Source organism: Actinomadura fulvescens, assembly GCF_039533225.1.
GTDB lineage: Bacteria > Actinomycetota > Actinomycetes > Streptosporangiales > Streptosporangiaceae > Spirillospora > Spirillospora fulvescens.
Map to the genome: position 1 here is coordinate 264,384 of NZ_BAAATD010000008.1, position 18,291 is coordinate 282,674.

Genomic DNA, 18,291 nt, shown 5'->3' on the forward strand with positions numbered 1-18,291 from the left:
CAGACGGCCCCTCCCGGAAATGGACCGCATGCAGCCCGAACCCTTCGCCCTGCTGATGACCGTGTACGGCGGTGATCGCGAGGAGTACGTCCGGGCGGCGTTCCGAAGCGCGGTGGATGCGCAGGAGCTCCGCCCCGGCCAGGTGGTGCTGGTCCAGGACGGCCCGGTCTCGCCCGACCTCGCCGTCTGCCTCAAGGAGCTCGTGGCGACCAGCCCGGTCGAGGTGACCTTCCTGCACCTGGAGGCCAACCGGGGGCTCGGCCCCGCGCTCGACGCCGGACTCCAGGCCAGCCGGTACGACATCGTGGCCCGCATGGACGCCGACGATGTGGCGATGCCGCACCGGTTCCGGCTTCAGGTGCCGCTGGTCCAGGCCGGGGCGGACCTGGTCGGCGCCGGCCTGCTGGAGTTCGGCGCCGACATCGACGACGTGGTCGGCCAGCGCACCCCGCCCAGCGACCCGCTCGACATCGCCCGCTACTCGCGGCTGCACGACCCGTTCAACCACCCCACCGTCGTCTACCGTCGCAGCGCGGTACTGGCTGTCGGCGGCTACGGAGATCTTCCGCTGATGGAGGATTACTGGCTGTTCGTGCGAATGATCGCGAACGGCGCCCGTGTCGTCAACGTCGCCGAACCTCTCGTCTACTACCGGGTCGGCGCCGGAGCCTACGAGCGTCGCGGGGGCCGTGACTTGCTCCGCTCCGAGCTCCGCCTGCAGCGTGAAATGCGCCGGGAGGGCTTCCTCACCCGGACGCAGTACTGGCGGAACGTAGTGATCCGAGGCGGCTACCGGCTCGTCCCAACCGCAATCCGCCGCCCCGTCTACCGCCTGCTGGTGGCCCCATACGGCGCCCGCCGTAACCGCTCCCGAGAGACGACGACCGCGGTCAACCACGCCGCCGCTCCCCAGCGCACCGAAGCACCGACATACATCCCCCGCCACGCTCGCGACCGCTGACCTGACGCTCTCCCACACCCCGCGACGGCCGCCGCTCCCGACGGCTGGCAACAGCCGCGTACGGCCCGCCACAGCGGCGTACAGTCTGCGACGCCCACGCACGGCCCGCGACGGTTCCCTACCCTGGTAACGGCTGCGCACGGCCCACGACGGCCGTGCCCACGACGGCCGTGCTCACGTACGGCTGCCTACACCCGCGCCCGCCCACGATGGTTGCCTACGCTCGCGACGGTCGCCTATGCCCGGGTGACGGCTGGCTACAGCCGCGTACGGTCTGCGACGGGCACGTGCGGTCTGCGACGGCTGCCTAGTTCGCGTGATGGCTGCTTGCGGTGTGCGGTGGCTGTCTACGGCCGCGCGGGGCGTTTACGGCTGGGTGCGGTCTGTCGTGGGTGGTTTGCTTTGGGTGGTATGAGTGACCGCCGTCGTGGGTCACGTGATTCACGACGGCGGTAGATCTCATGGGACTGGGCGGGTCCAGAGGATGGGCTGGTCGGCTTGCGGGGTGGTGCTACGGCCTACGGCCACAAGGGTGTTCTTGAGGGTGGCCTGGCCGGTGATCTGCTGGTCGCCTGGACCTGTCAGGGCTTCGCCGCTTGGAGAGGTGGCTACCCAGGACGAGCCGTCGGTGGACGTCCAGGAGACGACCTCGGTCGCGCCTTGGTTTCCCTTCGCGCCGGTGGCGACGAATCCCTTCGGGGTCGCGGCCAGCGACGTCACGGTGACGTCTGGAGCGCTGGTTGGAGCTGGGCTCTCGCGCCAGGTCTTGCCGCCGTCGGAGGAGGTGTAGCCCAGGTAGCGAAGGCCCTGGTTCGTCGCCGCGAGGCCGGTCGCCACTAGGGAGCCGCCGTTGGCGGCGACACGGGTCAGGTGGCCCTCGGTCACTCCGCCGCTCTTGGGCAGCTTCTGAAGCGACCAGCTCTTGCCGTCGGCTGATGTCCAGACGGCGGGCACGTTGCCGGACTTGTCGCGTACGCCGCCTACGGCGACATAGCCGGAGGCCGCGCCGGTGATGCCGCCGATCCAGCGGGTGTTGCCGGGCTTGCCCTCCAGGCCGTCCGAGCCGGCGCTCTTGCCGCGTTCCCAGTTCTTGAGATCCGGCGAGAACCAGACGGCGGCCGAGTCTCCTTCGGCACCGGCGACGACGTATCCGGCACCGGATCCGACCGCGCTGAGTGCGGCCGATCCGAACTGCTGTGAGCCGGCGGCCTGCCAGGCGCTGCCGTCGGGGGACGTGGCGACGAGCGGGCGGCGCGGCGAGGCCTGGTCGTAGCCGACCGCGAGCCATCCGGACTTGCCGCTGGTCACGTCGATCAGCCGTTGCGGTCCCGGGCCGGTGAGCCCGGTGCCGCTGACGCGGCCGGGCTTCCACGTCCGGCCGTCCTGGGACGTCCACGCCGCGGCCTCTCCCGCCGCGCTGCCCACGGCCACCGCCTGGGAACCGGTCGCGCCGACGGCGACGACCATGTGGTCGTTCCGGATCGCGCCGGGCCCCTTCGACAGGTCGATGGGAATCTGCGCGCCGCGTCCGTCCCAGACGTTGAGCAGTGGGTCCACGTCTCCGCCGCCGGGCTCCTGACCCACCAGGACCGTCAGGTCGCCGGCGAGGGCGGCGTCGTTGAGCGCGCGCCCCGCCTGGAACGGGAGGGAGCCCGCGTCCTGCCAGGACTGCCCATCGGCACTGCGGGAGATGAGCAGGTCCTGGCCGCGGGCGATGATGGCGGCGTAACCCTTGTCGTCCGCGAGGAGGCGGGACGTCCGGCGGTAGTCGGACGCTTCGAGCTTGCCCGCCTGTGTCCAGGACTTGCCGTCCTTCGACGTGTACACCTGGCCGGACAGCTTGCCGCCGTCGGCGATCTCGCGTACCGCCACGAAGCCGGCGGGGCCGCCTCCGATCATGAGCCCGCGGTTGTTCTTAGGCACCGGGATCTTGGAGGGCGACCAGGCGCGGCCACCGTCTCCGGACGTCCACGCCACCCGGCGGGCGGCGGGCTTCTTGGGGTCGGGGGTGTGCACGCCCTCCAGGAGGATCGAATCCCCGCTGGCCGCGACCGTCAGGAGGGTGAGTTTGCCCTTCTTGACGTCCAGGCCGATCTTGTCGCCGACGCGGGTCTCCCAGGACCGGCCGTCCTTCGAGAGCCAGACGGCGGGCTCGGCGTCACTGGTGCCGATCGCCAGGAAGCCGCCGTTGGTGCCGACGACCCGGGACACCTTGGTGTTCGACCCGAAGGCGCCGGCCGCCTGGTCCGGCAGCCGTTGCCAGCTCTGCCCGTCGCCGCTGGTCCAGACGGCGCCGCCGCCGGGGCGGGTGCCGATCGCCACCCAGCCGTGGGACGAACCAGTCACGGCGACGGGCACCGCGCCGCCGTCGCCCTGATTCACCTCGGCCGGCTTGAACGTGCGGCCACCGTCGCCGGACACGAGGAAGAGCACGCGGGAGCTCTGCGCGTCGGTCTCGCCGCCCACCGCGACCGTGGTGGCGCCCTGGGAGGAGACCGCGGTGATCTTCTGGTCGCGTCCGTCGGTCCGTGCGGCCGGATCCACCGGGAACACCGTCCGCGCGAGGACGGCCCCGTCCTGGCCGCCCTCGGAGCCGTCGTCACCGCCCAGCACCATGAAACCGCCGACGGCGACCACGGCGGCCGCTGCCAGTGCTCCCGCGGTGATGATGACCGGCTTGCCGATCTTCCGCCGCTTCGCCGCGGGCGTGCGCCACGGCTCATCGATGACAGGCGGGGCGGCGGCCGGTATTGCCGGGCTGGGAACGCCGGGGATCTCCTGGGCGTACGGGAACGGAGGAGGAGCGCCGGGTGCCGGGCCCGCCTGCGATCCGGGGATCTCCTGCGCGTAGGGGAACGGCTCGGAAGGCTGAGGTTTGGTCTGCCCCGGGATCTCCTGTGCGTAGGGGAAGGGCTCGAGGGCCGGCCGCTGCGCGGGAGCCTGCGGCTGGGCCGGGGGGATGTCTTGGGCGTAGGGGAAGGGGGTGGGCGCGGACGGCTGTGGCGCAGGAGGCTGCTGAACGAACATGGTCGCGTCGGTCAGAGTGACGTCCGCTGGTGGTGCCGGAGAGGGGCCGGGCGTGTCTGACGTGTCATCGTCGGGTGCGCCCGGAGCCGGAACGAACGCCGTGCGTTCCGCATCGGCCGAGCGGCTCTGAGATTTCTGCGGGACGACCTGGGTGCGCGTCGCATCGTCGGCCTCGTCATCGCCTTCGACCTCGGTCGGCGGTTCCGGAAGCAACTGGCCCGGAGACGCCTCCGCGCCCTCCAGCCACTGCGGTGGCGGCGGGCCGACCGGCGGATCGGGGTGCTCGGCCCGGGTCCGGTCGTCGCCCGCTTCGTCGTCGGGGGTCCTGGGTGGAGTCACGCCCGTCTCCTGTGGTCGCCTCGTGGTCGCCTTGGATCATATCGATGCCTTCGAGGTGAAAATCCCTCGTCAGCGCTCATGCCCCGCGGTGTCCGGAGCATCAGCCGTCCGCGCGTTGCCGCGCGCTCAGCCACCGCATCGTCTCCGGCATCATCCGCCGGAACGTCGTGAAATTGTGGCCGCCCTCGTCGAGGGTGAGGCGGTCGACTCTCAGCGGGGGCCTGGCGAGCGAGGAGAACCGTTCCGCCTGCGGGAAGTTGATCTCGCCCACCCTGGAGGAGGCGACGAGGATGGAGACGGGTGGTGGCGGGAGGTGCTGGAGCCGCCAGATGAGGTCGTTGTCGTTGCGGACGGCCTGGCTGCCGCCGTAGAGGTCGCGCGTCGAAGAGTCCTTGATGGCGGTGAAGTAGCCCGCCTGCGTCGCGGCCGCGCCGAACCTGTCCGAGTGCAGCAGCGCGAGCTTCGCCGCGCAGTAACCGCCGGTGGACTGCCCGGCGACGGCCCAGCCCTCCTTCTTGTCGGAGAGCCGGTAGGTCACCTTGAGCGACTCGGGCACGTCCTGCGAGAAGAACGTCTTCACCTGCGGTCCGGACGGGATGTCGGTGCATTCGGTGTCACGCGGAGGAACGACCGTCGAGCGGGTGATGATGTAGATGGTCGGCTGGACGCGTCCCGCCTTCATCTCCTCCGCGGCGGTGCGCACCAGGTTCTGCCGTACGATCAGCCCCTTCGCGTCCCCGGGGTAGCCGGTCAGGAAGACCACGACAGGGAACCGCCGCTTGGCGAACTCCGGCCGGAAGTACTCGGGCGGCAGGTAGGCGAAGGCCTTGACCTCCAGCCCGGTGCGCGGCCCCTGGATCTTCACCTCCTCCAGCTGCCCGTCCTTCGCGGGCACGCGGAGATCGACGTCCGCGTTCAACCGGGACACCGTTCTGGCGAGGGGACGGCCGGCGGCGCTTCCCGCGGGGCTCTGTCCCTCTCGGATCTTCCCCGTGCCCTTCTGGGTGCCGAGGAGGTCACTCCAGGTCACGTAGAACGAAAAGTATGAGTTCACCGCGCTGAGCAGGGCGAGCAGGATCGCGAGCTGGCAGGCGAGCAGCAACGTGAGCCTGGCGATCACGGCCTGCACGCTGCGCCCCGAGAAACGCGGGAGCAGCCAAACGGTGACCGCGAGTCCCAGTACCGCGGTAACGGCCAGCGCCCCCAGTAGTGCATCGCTGGTCAGTTGCACTCGAAGTACCTCTCATTGGATTATCGCGTCATATCGGTCGCAGCAGTCTCGTTCATACCGCATGTCCACGAGCCGACCGGCATGGGTACTGTTGGTCCGCAACGGGGACCAGGGGTGGAGGGATCGGGTGCTGTCGCGGCAGCTCGCCAGCGTGCTGATAGGCGCCGGGCTCAGCACTCTGGTGGCCCTGATGGTCATTTTCGTCGAGGGGGACGCCGGGCCCGCGGGTCCGCCGGGCCGGGCCGTGCCACCCGTCGCGACGACGAGCGTTCCGCCGCCGATACCGTCGCCCAACAGCGCCCCGCTCACCAGCCCGGCGACGGTTCCGGCCCCGACCAAGCCGGTGATCGGTTCGGACTTTCCCGATCCCGACATCCTCAAGGTGGGCGACGTCTACTACGCCTACTCGACCAACAGCGGCGGCAAGGAACTGCCGATCGCGACCGCCCCCGCACTGACTGGGCCGTGGACGAAGCAGAGTGGCGACGGCCTGCCCGACCTGCCGTCGTGGGCGTCGGACGGCCGTACGTGGGCCCCGGAGGTCGTCGCACGGCAGGACGGCACGTACGCGCTCTACTACACTGCGCGACGGAGCGGCACGGACAAGCAGTGCATCGGAGTGGCCACGTCGGTCTCGCCCGGAGGGCCGTTCAAGCCGGTGGGCGACGCGCCGCTGATCTGTCCGCTCAACCTGGGCGGGGCGATCGACGCCGCGGCGTTCACCGACTCCGACGGCGCCCGCTACCTGCTCTACAAGTGCCGCGGGTATGACGCCCGCAAACCGGCGACGATCTTCATCCAGCGGCTGACTCCCGACGGCCTCGCGAGGCTGGGCCCGCCGCGCTCGCTCCTCACCCGCGACAAGCGCGAGCCGTCCCTGATCGAGGCGCCGGCGCTGGTCCAGCGGGGCGGCAAATACGTCCTGTTCTACTCCGCCGGCTCTTACTACAAGAGCGAGTACGAGACCTGGTACGCGGTCGCCTCGTCCGTCAACGGGCCCTATACCAAGATGTCCGGCCCTCTCCTGTCGACCGAGCGCTACGGCGAGCGTGTGCGGGGACCCGGCGGGGGGGACGTGTTCAGTGAGGGCGGCGCCGACTATCTGATCTTCCACGGGATCCTGAAGTCCGGTGGCGGCAAGGACGTCACCCGCGGCATGTTCGCGGCCTCGCTGGGGTGGGACGGCGCCCGTCCGGTCGTGCACGGTTCTCCCGTGCGGCTTGAGGCGGAGAACGGGCGGACGAGCAACTGCGGGACCGCCCTGAGCCGGCGAAAGGCCTCGGGGGGCAAGGCGCTCGCGGCGGTCGAGGGCGATGGGTGCCGACTGGATCTGGACGTGTTCGTGCCGGTCACCGCCACCTACGACGTTCGCGTCAGGTATGCCAACCGCTCCGGCATCGACGGCTATCAGGAGCTCACCGCCAACTCCCTCACCCCGACCGCGGTGACGTTGGCCCGGACCAGCCGTTCGCAGTGGCGCACCACCACGGTGAGCATCCCGCTGAAGGCGGGTTGGAACATCCTGTCCCTCCGCAGGGTCAGCGGGATGGGCGAGGTGGACTACCTGGAAGTGCTCGAAGCCCAGGGCTAGCCCCGGGCGGAGTGACTTCGCCCAGCACGTCCTCGGTGCTGCGCGGCCCCCTCCGTACCCCGGCCCACAGGCCGCGCCCCGCCGCGCGGCGCAGCGTCCGGCGGTCTTCCGACTTCGCGACGGTCCGCCCCCAGCGCCGGAGCGTCGACCCGGCATAAAGCGCGCGCTCGGGCAGCGAGAGGCCGCTGCTGCGCGTGAACAACCAGATCTTGTTGCGCACCTCGAAGTAGAAGCGTTCTCCCGGGTCCACGTCCGTCGATCCGAAGACCTTGGTCTTGTGGACGACGACGCTGTGGTCGCAGAGGAGGCCCCGGCGGCCGCGCAGCATCCGCGTGGTGAACTCGAAGTCGTCGTTCCAAAGGAAGTAGTCGGCCACCGGAAGGCCTCGCTCGCGGATCACCGCGGCCTCCACCAGCACCGAGACGAACGACGCCGAACGTATGGGGACGCCGCCTGCGGCCCGGGCGGCGTCCCGCTCGGCCTTCGAGGCACCCGGCTTGGCGCGGGGCGTGTTCATTGGATGGTCACGGCCGTCCGTCCACACGACCCGGCTGGCGATCAGCGCGGGAGTCTCGCCCCCCGGCGCGCTCCCGGCCTTCTCGCGCGCGCTCAGGAGGGCGGCCAGGGCGCCCTTCTCAGGGACGGTGTCGTCGTCCAGAAGCCAGACCAGATCGGCTCCGTCGGCGAGCGCGCGGGCGATCCCGGCGGCGAATCCCCCCGCTCCGCCCACATTGCGGCGCAGGCACACGAGGTCGGTGTCGGGGAATGCCGTCCGGACGAGGCCGGCGGTACCGTCGCCGGAGTCGTTGTCGACGACGATGATCTTGTCGGGTCGACGGGTCTGCGCGCGCAGGGCCGTCAGGGACTCGGTCAGCAGATCACGCCGGTTGAAGGTGACGACGACCGCCAGCACACGCGGGCTCACGCCGGACCCGAACCCTTCGGCCACTTCGCGCCGGACCACAGCGAGGGGCGGGGCTTGTGCGCTTCGGACGCGGACGTGCCGTTCGTCCCGCGGACCCGTTCGACCGCGTGCCAGTAGGCCACCCGGGCCTTCATCACGGTGGGATTGGTCTCACTGAAGTGCTCGACCACGGTCTTGTAGAGAGGCTTGGTCCGATCCTTGGCGATCTCGCCGCGCAACTGCGCGACCTCGCCCCGCAGCCGGTAGATCTCGTCGAGCAGGGCCAGCGTGCTGCCCGCAGCGGCGTCGAGCAGTTCGTCGTGCGTGGCCATGTCCTTGGCGTGCCCGTGGGGGGCCCGTCCGACGAGCTCGTCCAGGTCACCGATCATGTCGTAGCCGCCGGCGCGCAGGGACTCGATCATCTCGAGCTGGCGCCGGTCGACCCAGTCCCTCCTGTCGGAGGGGAAGTAGACCTTCCGCCCCTTGCGCAGGGACAGCACTTCGTGGGCGTAGGCGCCCTTGACCGCGATGGAGTACAGCCACTGCGGGGTCTCCGGATCGACGGCCGCGTTGACCCGGCGGAGCAGCTCGGCCTCCACGAATCCCAGCGAGGAGTTGGAGAATGCCTGGTCGAGGTCCACCTCGTCAGGACTGACGCCGACGAGGTCGGCGAACCGCCGCCACAACAGGTCACGCGGGGCCCCCGGCGGCGGCACGGTGATCAGGTGGATGCGCTCGGCCGGCACCGCGGTGGACCAGCGGCGCAGCACCTCCGGCGCGTCGTGGACACGCCAGAACCACTGGCCGACCCCGACCTCCGGCCCGCCGTCGATGACCTCGGAGATCCACGCCTCGTAGTCGAGCAGGCACCGGTGCTTGACGTACTCCTGCCATTCGGAGGGCAGCAGCCCGGCCAGGTCGCGCATCGTGTAGACGACGTGCACCTCGGCGGGGTGGAACGCCTCGACGGCGCGCTTGATCTGCCGCTCGTCGAGCGACGCGAGGGTCTCGTGCGAGACGATCGCCGTCGGCTGCGGCGACTTGAGGACCTGCTGGGCGAGGCGGTCCCACAGCCCCGTCCAGGGCGGGGCGGGGTCGGCGGGGTGCTGCTCCAGGTCGCGCAGGTCCCAGACGGCACGCTGTTGGCCCTGGAACGAACGAGCGGGCAGGAGCACACCGGCCCTGCCGAGCTCAGCACGGTTACGCCACAGGATCTGCTGGAGGAAGGTCGTACCACTCTTGGGCGAGCCCACGTGGAGGTAGACCACAGACCTCGCGGGGTCCGGGATCGGCGCCAACGGGAACCTCGTTCTCGAACTTAGATCATCATCGGTGGATCGGCATCGCGACAGTCGATCATCGGATATCTTACGAGCATATGCCCCTCCAGAGCACCTCCTGCTCCATTTGTGGCAATGGGGCACTTTCTCCTCTGGGGTTCAACGAGACGGATGTTGTCCTGTGAATTTTGACCTAGTGGTCGTCGGGGCCGGGTTCTTCGGGCTGACGGTGGCCGAACGCTGCGCGGCCGAGCTCGGCCTGCGCGTGCTGGTGCTGGATCGTCGCGACCACATCGGTGGCAACGCCTACAGCGAGCCGGAGCCGGAGACAGGCATCGAAGTCCACCGTTACGGCGCGCACCTGTTCCACACCTCCAACGAGCGGGTGTGGGAGTACGCCAACAGGTTCACCTCCTTCACCGGCTACCAGCACCGGGTGTTCTCGACCTTCAAGGGGCGGGTCTACTCCCTGCCGATCAACCTCGGCACCATCTGCGAGTACTTCGGCCGCGCGATGAGCCCGGACGAGGCGCGCGCGCTGATCGCCGAGCAGGCGGCCGAGGTGTCGGATCCCGGCAACCTGGAAGAGAAGGCCATCTCGCTGATCGGGCGCCCGCTGTACGAGGCGTTCATCCGGGGCTACACCGCCAAGCAGTGGCAGACCGAGCCCAAGGACCTGCCCGCCGAGATCATCACCCGGCTCCCGGTCCGCTACACGTTCGACAACCGCTATTTCAACGACACCCACGAGGGCCTTCCCGTCGACGGCTACACGGCGTGGCTGGAACGGATGGCCGACCACTCCGGTATCGAGGTGCGGCTCGGCACCGACTTCTTCGACGTCCGCGACGACGTGGCAGGCAACGTGCCCGTCGTCTACACCGGAGCGCTGGACCGCTATTTCGACTATGCCGAGGGTGAGCTGGGCTGGCGCACCCTCGACTTCGAGATGGAGGTCAAGCGGACGGGCGACTTCCAGGGCACTCCGGTGATGAACTACGCCGATATAGACGTTCCCTATACGCGCATTCACGAGTTCCGGCACTTCCACCCGGAGCGCGCCTACCCGTCGGACAAGACCGTGATCATGCGGGAGTACTCGCGGTTCGCGGCGCGGGGCGACGAACCGTACTATCCGATCAACACGGCCCAGGACCGCTCCCGGCTGCTGGCCTACCGGGAGATGGCCCGCCGCGAGGACGGCGTGCTGTTCGGCGGCCGTCTCGGCACGTACAAGTACCTCGACATGCACATGGCGATCGCCAGCGCGCTCAGCATGGTCGACAACAGGCTGCGTCCCCATTTCGTCGAGGGCGAGCGTCTGATCAGCGGAGGGGTGGACGAGTGAACGTCGAGAGCATCGAGCCGTCCGGGCTGCGGGTCCTGCAGCGCGTCGTGATGCCGGTGGACCGCGACCTCGACGTACTGAAGCTGTACGTCGAGGGAGAGATCGGCCGCGGCGCGGAGGCGGTCGCGGCGGAGGCGGCCGTCGAGGCGGCGGCCGAGGCCGGTGTCGCGGCCGCGCGTGCGGGGGACGCGGACGGCGCGGGCGAGGCCGGCCAGCCGGAGGACATCGGCCGGCCGGAGGACATCGGCCGGCGCAGCGTGCTCGTGCCGATCGGGGAGCGAGTCTCCTTCGCCACCTACTTCAACGCGTTCCCGGCAAGCTACTGGCGGCGCTGGACCTCGGTCGACGAGGTGATCCTCCGGGTCCGGGTGCGCGGCCAGGCCAACGTGATCGTCTACAGGTCCAGTGCCAAGGGGCACATCCAGCGCGTCGCCTCCGTCCGGATCGACTCCGACGAGGCCCAGGAGGAGACCTTCCGGCTGTCGCTCCAGCCGTTCATCGACGGCGGCTGGTACTGGATGGACATCCTGGCGGGGGAGACCAACGCCCTGCTGGAACGGGCGGAGTGGTGCGCGGCGGCGAGTCAGGTGCCGCAGGGCCGGGTGAGCCTCGGCATCACCACGTTCAACCGGCCGTCGTTCTGCGTCGACCAGCTCGTCGCGCTCGGCCAGGCACCGGAGGTGCTGGAGGTGGTCGACGCGATCTACGTCGTCGACCAGGGCACCGAACGGGTGAGCGACGACCCGAACTTCCCGCGCGCGGCCGAGTCGCTGGGGTCCCGGCTGAAGCTCATCGACCAGGCGAACCTCGGCGGCTCCGGCGGGTTCTCCCGGGCGATGGACGAGACGCTCCGGGCCGGTACCAGCGACTACGTGCTGCTTCTCGACGACGACGTGGTCACCGAGACCGAGGGGATCCTGCGCGCCGTCGCCTTCGCTGACCACGCCCGCACGCCCACGATCGTGGGCGGGCACATGTTCAACCTCTTCGTCCGTTCACAGCTGCACGCCTACGGTGAGATCATCCAGCGCTACCGCTGGTGGTGGGAGGAGGCGCCGAGCACCCGCCGCGAGCACGACTTCGCCCTGCCGGCTCCGGCGGCTCCCGCGGTGGCGGCCCAGGCCAAGTCCGGGCAGCTGCCCAGCACGGGCAGCCTGCGCAAGACCAGCTGGCTGCACCGCCGCGTGGACGTGGACTACAACGGCTGGTGGATGTGCCTGATCCCCACCGACGTCATGCGGAAGATCGGCCTGTCCATGCCGATGTTCATCAAGTGGGACGACGCCGAATATTGTGTCCGCGCCGGTGAGGCCGGCTTTCCGACCGTCTCGCTGCCCGGAGTGGCCGCATGGCACGTCCCGTGGCAGGACAAGGACGACGGCATCGACTGGCAGGCGTACTTCCACGAGCGCAACCGGCTCGTCACCGCGCTGGTGCATTCGCCGTACGACCGCGGCGGCAACTTGGTCAAGGAGAGCTTCATCATCTCGGTGAAGCACGCCCTCGCCATGCAGTACTCCACCGCCGAGCTGATGCTCTCGGCGATCGAGGACGTGCTGAGCGGCCCGGAGCACATGCATGCCGGGATCGCCGCGAAGCTCGCGGAGATCCGCACGTTCCGCGCCGACTTCGTGGACGCGCAGAACCGGGCGAGCCACGAGGAGTTCCCCCAGGTCCGCCGGCGCAAGCCGCCCAAGCGCGGTCGCAACCCCAAGCCTCCGAGCGACCGGGTGGGCATGCTGACGACCGCGGTGCTCGGCTCGCTCAAGCAGCTGCGTCCGGTCGACGCCGACGCGCGGAGCAATCCCCAGATCGTGGTTCCGCACATCGATCGGCACTGGGGGCTGCTGTCGAAGTTCGACAGTGCCCTGGTGTCCTCGGCCGACGGCACCAAGGTCGCCTGGTACCAGCGCGACCCCGCCCGCTACAAGAAGATCATGAAGCGTACTGCGCTGCTGCACGCCAGGCTGAGCCGCGAGTGGCCGGAACTGAGCGACAGGTATCGGGCGGCCATGGACGAGCTCGTCTCGCCCGAGGCCTGGCGTCGCACGTTCGACTCCACGGGGTCGCAGCGGGGATGACCACCACTCTGATCTCCTCCGACGACCTGCTCCGGCCGCCGGGGGCGGACGGCGGGCTGCGGCAGGCCGCCCGACGGCGATACCTGCTGCGCCTCTTGGTCCGCCGGGAACTCAGGGCCCGCTACAAGGGGTCGTTGCTCGGACTGGGCTGGTCGTACGTGCGGCCGGCGGTGTACTTTTCGGTCTACTTCTATGTGATCGGCGTCTTCCTGGGCATGGAGCGCCAGGTCGAGAACTTCGCGGTCTACCTGTTCTCCGGGATGGTGCTGGTCAACCTCTTCACCGAGACGCTGCACTCGACGACGCGCTCGGTAACGGGCAACGCTCCGCTGGTCCGCAAGGTCTTCCTGCCGCGCGAGCTCTTCCCGATCGCCTCGCTGCTGGTGTCGCTGGTGCATTTCCTGCCGAGCATGCTGATCCTGCTCGGCGCCTCGGTCGTGAAGGGCTGGCGGCCCACGCCCGAAGCCCTGGGCGCGGCCGTGTTCGGCTTCGCCATCATCGTCGTGCTCGGCCTCGGCCTCGGCCTGCTGTGCGCGGCGATCAACGTCTTCTTCCGCGACCTGGAACAGGTCGTGGACATCTCGATGATCGTCGTGACGTGGTCGGTGCCGATGATCTACCCGTGGACCCATGTGCGCACCCATGCGCCGGGGTGGGTGGAGGACCTCTATCTGGCCAACCCGCTGGTCTCCGCCGTCTCCCTCTTCCAGAAGGCCTTCTGGTTCCCGGGGACGGGTGAGACGTTCACCTTTCCCCCGCACATGTATCTCCACGCCACCGCGTCCCTGGCCTTCGCCATCCTGGTCTTCGTCGCCGGGCGGGCGGCGTTCGCCAGGATGCAGAAGCGTTTCGCGCAGGAGCTGTAGCCGTTGACTTCTTCCATCGTCATCGACTCGGTGACCAAGCACTTCACCTTGCGGCACGCCCGCTCCATCAAGGAGATGAGCGTCCGGGCGCTCCGCGGGCAGACGCTGTCCGAGAAGTTCAGGGCGCTCGACGACGTGAGCCTCACCATCCACCAGGGCGAGACCGTGGCGCTGATGGGGCTCAACGGCTCGGGCAAGAGCACCCTGCTCAAGCTCATCTCCGGGGTGATGCAGCCGGACGCGGGCTCGGTGCTCGTCCGCGGGCGCATTGCCGGGCTGATCGACGTGGGCGCGGGGCTGCACCCCGAGCTGACCGGCCGGGAGAACGTCCATCTGAACGGCGCGATCCTCGGCATGTCCAGGGCGGAGATCGAGCGGAAGTTCGACGCGATCGTGGACTTCTCCGGGGTCGAGCGCTTCCTGGACGACCAGGTGAAGTTCTACTCGTCCGGCATGTTCATGCGGCTCGGTTTCTCGATCGCGGCGCACACCGAGCCCGACGTCTTCCTGATCGACGAGGTGCTGGCCGTCGGCGACCCGCCCTTCCGCGAGAAGTGCCTCGACCGCATTCGCGAGCTCCGGGGCGAGGGGCGCACGATGGTCATCGTGGCGCACGACATCAAGATGCTGACCGGACTCTGTGATCGCGGCATCACCATGCGTCAGGGAAAGGTCATCTTCGACGGCCCGGCGGCCGAGGCCGGCCAGCTCGTTCGGCGGGACCGCCAGGCGAAGCGCGCGGCGAACGGCGCGGTCCGGGGAGCCTGATCACACAGGGTGAGATGTCGGGCGTTGGTCCTCTTGATCCCGTTAATGTGGAAACGCCCTACCTGCTCCTGAGCTTGGATAAAGTGTTCCGAGCCGCGTCCGAGTGCTGCGCGGCGCCCATTCGAAACCGGGGAGAGGTGCGGCGTTGGCCCAGCAGGAAAGCGTTTGTCCGTTGCTCGACAACGTTCACCGCATAGTCGCCGACCGGGCGTGCACCGTCCTTTCCCTCGACATCTTCGACACCGTGCTCTGGCGCCGCGTGCCGCGGCCCACGGACGTGTTCGGGCTCCTCGGCGCCAGGCTGCGCGACGCGGGTCTCTGCCCGCCATGGGTGAGCGACGCGACCTTCCGGAGGATGCGGATCGGCGCCGAGGACCGGGCACGGCGCAGCCGCGACACCCTCGGCACCGAGGTCTCCCTCTTCGACATCTGGCGCGCCATGCCGAGCGAGGTGTTCGGCGGCGCCCTGCTGGAGCAGCTGGTCGAGGCCGAGGTGCAGGCCGAACGTGAGTTCACGGTCGTGGATCTGGACATCGCCGAGGTCGTGAACGCCGCCCGCAAGCAGGACATCCAGATCGTCCTGGTCTCGGACACCTACTTCACCGAAGATCACCTGTCCTACCTGCTCGACCGCCCCGAACTGGGCGCCATGCAGGACGCCCGGATCTTCCGTTCCAACCAGCACGGCACGGACAAGGCCTCGGGCCTATGGGAGATCGTCCTGCGCGACCTGGGGTGCAGCCCGCAGCAGGTCGTGCACATCGGCGACAACGAGGTCGCCGACGACGAGGTACCGGCCGAGCTGGGCGTGCGCACCGTGCTCTACCGCAGGCTCGACGACGACTACGAGGCCATCCTGAAGCGGGAGCGCGAGCCCGTCGAGCCGGCCGGGGACCACGCGCCGGACCTCGACGAACGCCACGGTGACTTCGGCCTGACAAGCCTGCGGGCGAAGACCGTCCACTCTGCCTCGGCGCACGCGACGTCGGCGCTGGAGGTCGCGTGGCGCTACGGGTCCGGAGTGCTCGGCCCGGTGATGACCGGCTTCGCGGAGTGGGTGGTCGCCAAGGCGGTCGAGGCCGGCACCACGAAGCTCTGGTGCCCGATGCGCGAGGGCGAGCTGCTGGCCCAGCTGATCAACAACGCGGCCCGGGCCCGTGGCGTGGACGTCGAGGCCAAGCCCGTCTGGCTGTCGCGGTTCGTGACCTCGCTGGCCGGTCTGGACTCCCTCGACACCGACGCCGTGCACGCGTTCGTCCGCAGCGGCTACCAGCTGACGGTACGGCAGACGCTCGCCGTTCTCGACCTCAGGGCCGGTGAGGTCCCGGGCCTCGCCGCCGAGCTCGACACGGTCATCGACAACGGTGAGATCGCCGACAAGGTCAGCCGTGCCCTCACCGAGACCCCGCACCTGCGCAACCGCCTCACGGTGACGGTCACCGCCGCCCGGGAGCGCCTGATCAGGTCCCTGCGGGCCGCCGGCGCGCTCGACGGCCCCGACCTCACGCTGGTCGACCTCGGCTGGGGCGGCACGATCCAGCTCCAGCTCGCCCGCGCCCTGAAGATCGCCAAGATCGACCTCGCCCCGGCCGGCCTCTACCTGGCCACCGACGGCCGGTCCGAACGGGTGTATCTGGCCGGCCTGCGGGCCGAGGGCTATCTCGCGCAGGCAGGCCATCCGGCGCGCCTCGCCGCCACCGTCACCCGCAGCCCGGAGATCGTCGAGCAGTCGATCAACGCGCTGTGCGGTTCGCTCATCGGGTTCACCGACGACGGCGAACCGGTCCTGGGGGCGACCGTCGACTCGCCGTCGCAAGACGCCGAGCGGCGGACGGTCCAGGACGGCATCCTGGCGTTCCAGGCCAACTGGAACCGCTACGTCGTCAACGCGGGCGGCACGTGGCCGGATCTCGTCGGGTCGCCGGCCGCCCGGGAACGGTTGTCCAGGATCCTGGTCTCCGCGCTGGAGTCGCCGACCCCCGACGAGGCCGCGGTCTTCGGCAACTGGGCCCACGAGGACAACTTCGGCTCCACCATGGTCACCACCCTCCTGCCGCAGGACCTGAAGCAGGCCATCCCCTACCTGTCCCTCAACGACCTCGACGACCTGCACATGCGGGACTCCTTCTGGCCGGCGTTGATCGCCGCCTCCGACCCCGGCCTCGGCGCGCTGGCCCGTGCCGTCGCCCAAGGGGAGATCGACAAGGACGCGTTCGAACCCTCCGGCGAGGCGTTCGAGACCCGGCTGCGCTACCGGACCGCAGACGACCGCTGGCACAAGACCGTCCGCCAGCGGGTCAGGATCAACCACAACGGCCTGTCGTTCGCCCGGCTCCGCTTCGAACACCACGACACGGTCGACCTCTCGCTGGCCATCCCCGGCCGCCCGGCGATCGTGCGGGTCGACTGGATCGAGGCCAAGGTCATCGCCGGCGGCCGACGCCAGGAGCGCGTGCTGCGCTGGGACAAGCCGGAGGACTTCATCGGCCTGCACTACGCCGAGTGCCGTTACCTCGGCGGCAATCTGATGGAGTTCGACTCGCCGCACGCGGCGGTCTGGCTTCCCATCGCCCGTCGCGCCGGAGCACCGGTCGTCTCCTCGGGCCAGGTCAGCATCGCGTTCGCCGTGCTGCCCCAGACGATGACCGGCATGGCCCCGCACCTGCCCGTGGACGCCCGGTCCCGCCGGGTGGCCCGTGCCGTGCTGCTGTCGGACCGGCTCAGAGACCAGTACCGGGCGGCCGGTGTCAAGGGAGTCGCGACCACCGCCGGCCAGATGGCCAGGCGCAAGCTCGGCGGCGGTTCGTGAGTGTCGGCGGCGAGATGACCGGGTCGCGGGAGGATCCCCACGGCCAGAGCCGAGCGGCCCGTGAACTCCCGCTGCTCCTGCACTCGATGTCGCTCTTCCACGAGCTGTTCGAACGGGTCTTCGCCGCCCGGGAGATCGCCACGGTCGTGGAGGTCGGGGTGGAGTCGGGCCAGGTCAGCTCCGTCTACGCCGACCTGGGAGCGGCGGTGCACTGCGTGGAGCCCGCTCCCAGCAACGACCTGCGGGCCTTCGTCGAAGCGGATCCGAGGCTCACCCTGGTGGAGGGCCGCTCCCCCGATGTGCTGGGGAAGCTGCCGGTGGCCGATCTCTACGTGCTCGACGGCGACCACAACTACGCGGTCGTCCGGGCGGAGCTCGACTGGATCATGGAGAACGCTCCGGACGCCGTGGTGGCCCTCCATGACGTCCTGTGGCCCTGTGGCCGCCGCGACTCCTACTACCAGCCGTCGCCGCTGCCGCCGGGGGCCGTCCACCCGACCACGGCCGACGGGCCCACGGTGTGGCACGACGAGGTCTCCCCGGCCGGTTTCGTCGGCGGCGAGGCGTTCACGTTCGCGGTCCAGGCCGGCGGTGAGCGCAACGGCGTGCTCACCGCGGTCGAGGACGCGATGGCCGCGGCCGGTGACGACTGGCGGCTGGAGATCGTGCCCGCCGTCTTCGGCTTCGGGCTGCTGATGCGCGAGAGCACGCCGGGCGCCACGGAGATCTTCGAGGCGCTCCGTCCCTACTCCGGTTCGAAGCTTCTCGCGGCCATGGAGAACAACCGGCTCGCGCTGTACACGCACGTACTCCAGCTCCAGTACGAGGCGGAGGCGGTCACCGACGACGCGGACAGGCTGGCCGACACCATCGCCTCCCAGCGTCAGGAGATCGAGCGGCTGCGGACCGAACTGCAGCGGGCCAACGCTGAGATCGCGGCACGACGCGACGCGCAGCAGCGGCTGCGTGACGAGCTCACGCGGGCCACGGCCGTCCAGACGACGGGTGAGGAGCGGGAGCTCGGCGCGGCGCTGTCGCAGCTGGGCCGGGCCATCAACGCCCGGATCCGGAAGTCCCCGGGTTAGC

The 18,291-nt window shown here is 69.9% G+C and carries 12 protein-coding genes; 8 read left to right on the forward strand and 4 right to left on the reverse strand.

Features of this window, described 5'->3' with window-relative positions; all coding sequences use genetic code 11:
* Positions 1 to 28 precede the first annotated feature (28 nt).
* Positions 29 to 961, forward strand: coding sequence for a glycosyltransferase (locus ABD333_RS28960; RefSeq protein WP_344545677.1), 933 nt, complete (start codon positions 29 to 31; stop codon positions 959 to 961).
* Between the two features lie 459 nt (positions 962 to 1,420).
* Here ABD333_RS28960 and ABD333_RS28965 read toward each other — a convergent pair whose 3' ends face one another.
* Positions 1,421 to 4,327, reverse strand: coding sequence for a beta propeller repeat protein (locus ABD333_RS28965; RefSeq protein WP_344545678.1), 2,907 nt, complete (start codon positions 4,325 to 4,327; stop codon positions 1,421 to 1,423).
* A 100-nt stretch (positions 4,328 to 4,427) separates the two neighbouring features.
* Positions 4,428 to 5,558 carry an alpha/beta hydrolase gene (locus tag ABD333_RS28970; protein WP_344545679.1) on the reverse strand — a complete coding sequence of 377 codons (1,131 nt, stop codon included), beginning with the start codon at positions 5,556 to 5,558 and terminating at the stop codon, positions 4,428 to 4,430.
* Positions 5,559 to 5,685: 127 nt separating this feature from the next.
* Here ABD333_RS28970 and ABD333_RS28975 point away from each other — a divergent pair, with 127 nt between their 5' ends.
* On the forward strand, positions 5,686 to 7,149 hold the full coding sequence (locus ABD333_RS28975; protein WP_344545680.1) for a family 43 glycosylhydrolase: 1,464 nt from the start codon (positions 5,686 to 5,688) through the stop codon (positions 7,147 to 7,149).
* Here the strand turns inward: ABD333_RS28975 and ABD333_RS28980 are convergent.
* Entirely contained in the window at positions 7,097 to 8,074 is a 978-nt protein-coding gene (locus tag ABD333_RS28980; protein ID WP_344545681.1) for a glycosyltransferase, read from the reverse strand. The two genes, ABD333_RS28975 and ABD333_RS28980, sit on opposite strands and share 53 nt — an antisense overlap.
* Entirely contained in the window at positions 8,071 to 9,351 is a 1,281-nt protein-coding gene (locus tag ABD333_RS28985) for a sulfotransferase family protein (protein ID WP_344545682.1), read from the reverse strand. The genes ABD333_RS28980 and ABD333_RS28985 overlap by 4 nt, the downstream gene beginning before the upstream one ends.
* Before the next feature lie 163 nt (positions 9,352 to 9,514).
* On the opposite strand from ABD333_RS28985, the gene glf reads away from it, so the two are divergent.
* From glf to ABD333_RS29015, 6 genes are all read left to right on the forward strand, one after another.
* A complete protein-coding gene (gene glf, locus ABD333_RS28990; protein ID WP_344545683.1) occupies positions 9,515 to 10,681 on the forward strand; it encodes a UDP-galactopyranose mutase in 1,167 nt (388 codons plus the stop codon).
* Positions 10,678 to 12,762 carry a glycosyltransferase gene (locus ABD333_RS28995; protein ID WP_344545684.1) on the forward strand — a complete coding sequence of 695 codons (2,085 nt, stop codon included), beginning with the start codon at positions 10,678 to 10,680 and terminating at the stop codon, positions 12,760 to 12,762. Before glf ends, ABD333_RS28995 begins: the two co-directional genes overlap by 4 nt.
* Positions 12,759 to 13,628: an ABC transporter permease gene (locus ABD333_RS29000; RefSeq protein WP_344545685.1), complete on the forward strand. Its 870-nt coding sequence runs from the start codon at positions 12,759 to 12,761 to the stop codon at positions 13,626 to 13,628. The genes ABD333_RS28995 and ABD333_RS29000 overlap by 4 nt, the downstream gene beginning before the upstream one ends.
* 3 nt (positions 13,629 to 13,631) lie before the next feature.
* Positions 13,632 to 14,396, forward strand: coding sequence for an ABC transporter ATP-binding protein (locus ABD333_RS29005; RefSeq protein ID WP_344545686.1), 765 nt, complete (start codon positions 13,632 to 13,634; stop codon positions 14,394 to 14,396).
* A gap of 172 nt (positions 14,397 to 14,568) precedes the next feature.
* Positions 14,569 to 17,205 carry an HAD family hydrolase gene (locus tag ABD333_RS29010; RefSeq protein WP_344545687.1) on the forward strand — a complete coding sequence of 879 codons (2,637 nt, stop codon included), beginning with the start codon at positions 14,569 to 14,571 and terminating at the stop codon, positions 17,203 to 17,205.
* Positions 17,206 to 17,219: 14 nt separating this feature from the next.
* Positions 17,220 to 18,290 (forward strand): class I SAM-dependent methyltransferase, encoded by a 1,071-nt coding sequence (locus ABD333_RS29015; RefSeq protein WP_344545688.1) that lies wholly within the window; start codon positions 17,220 to 17,222, stop codon positions 18,288 to 18,290.
* Position 18,291 lies beyond the last annotated feature (1 nt).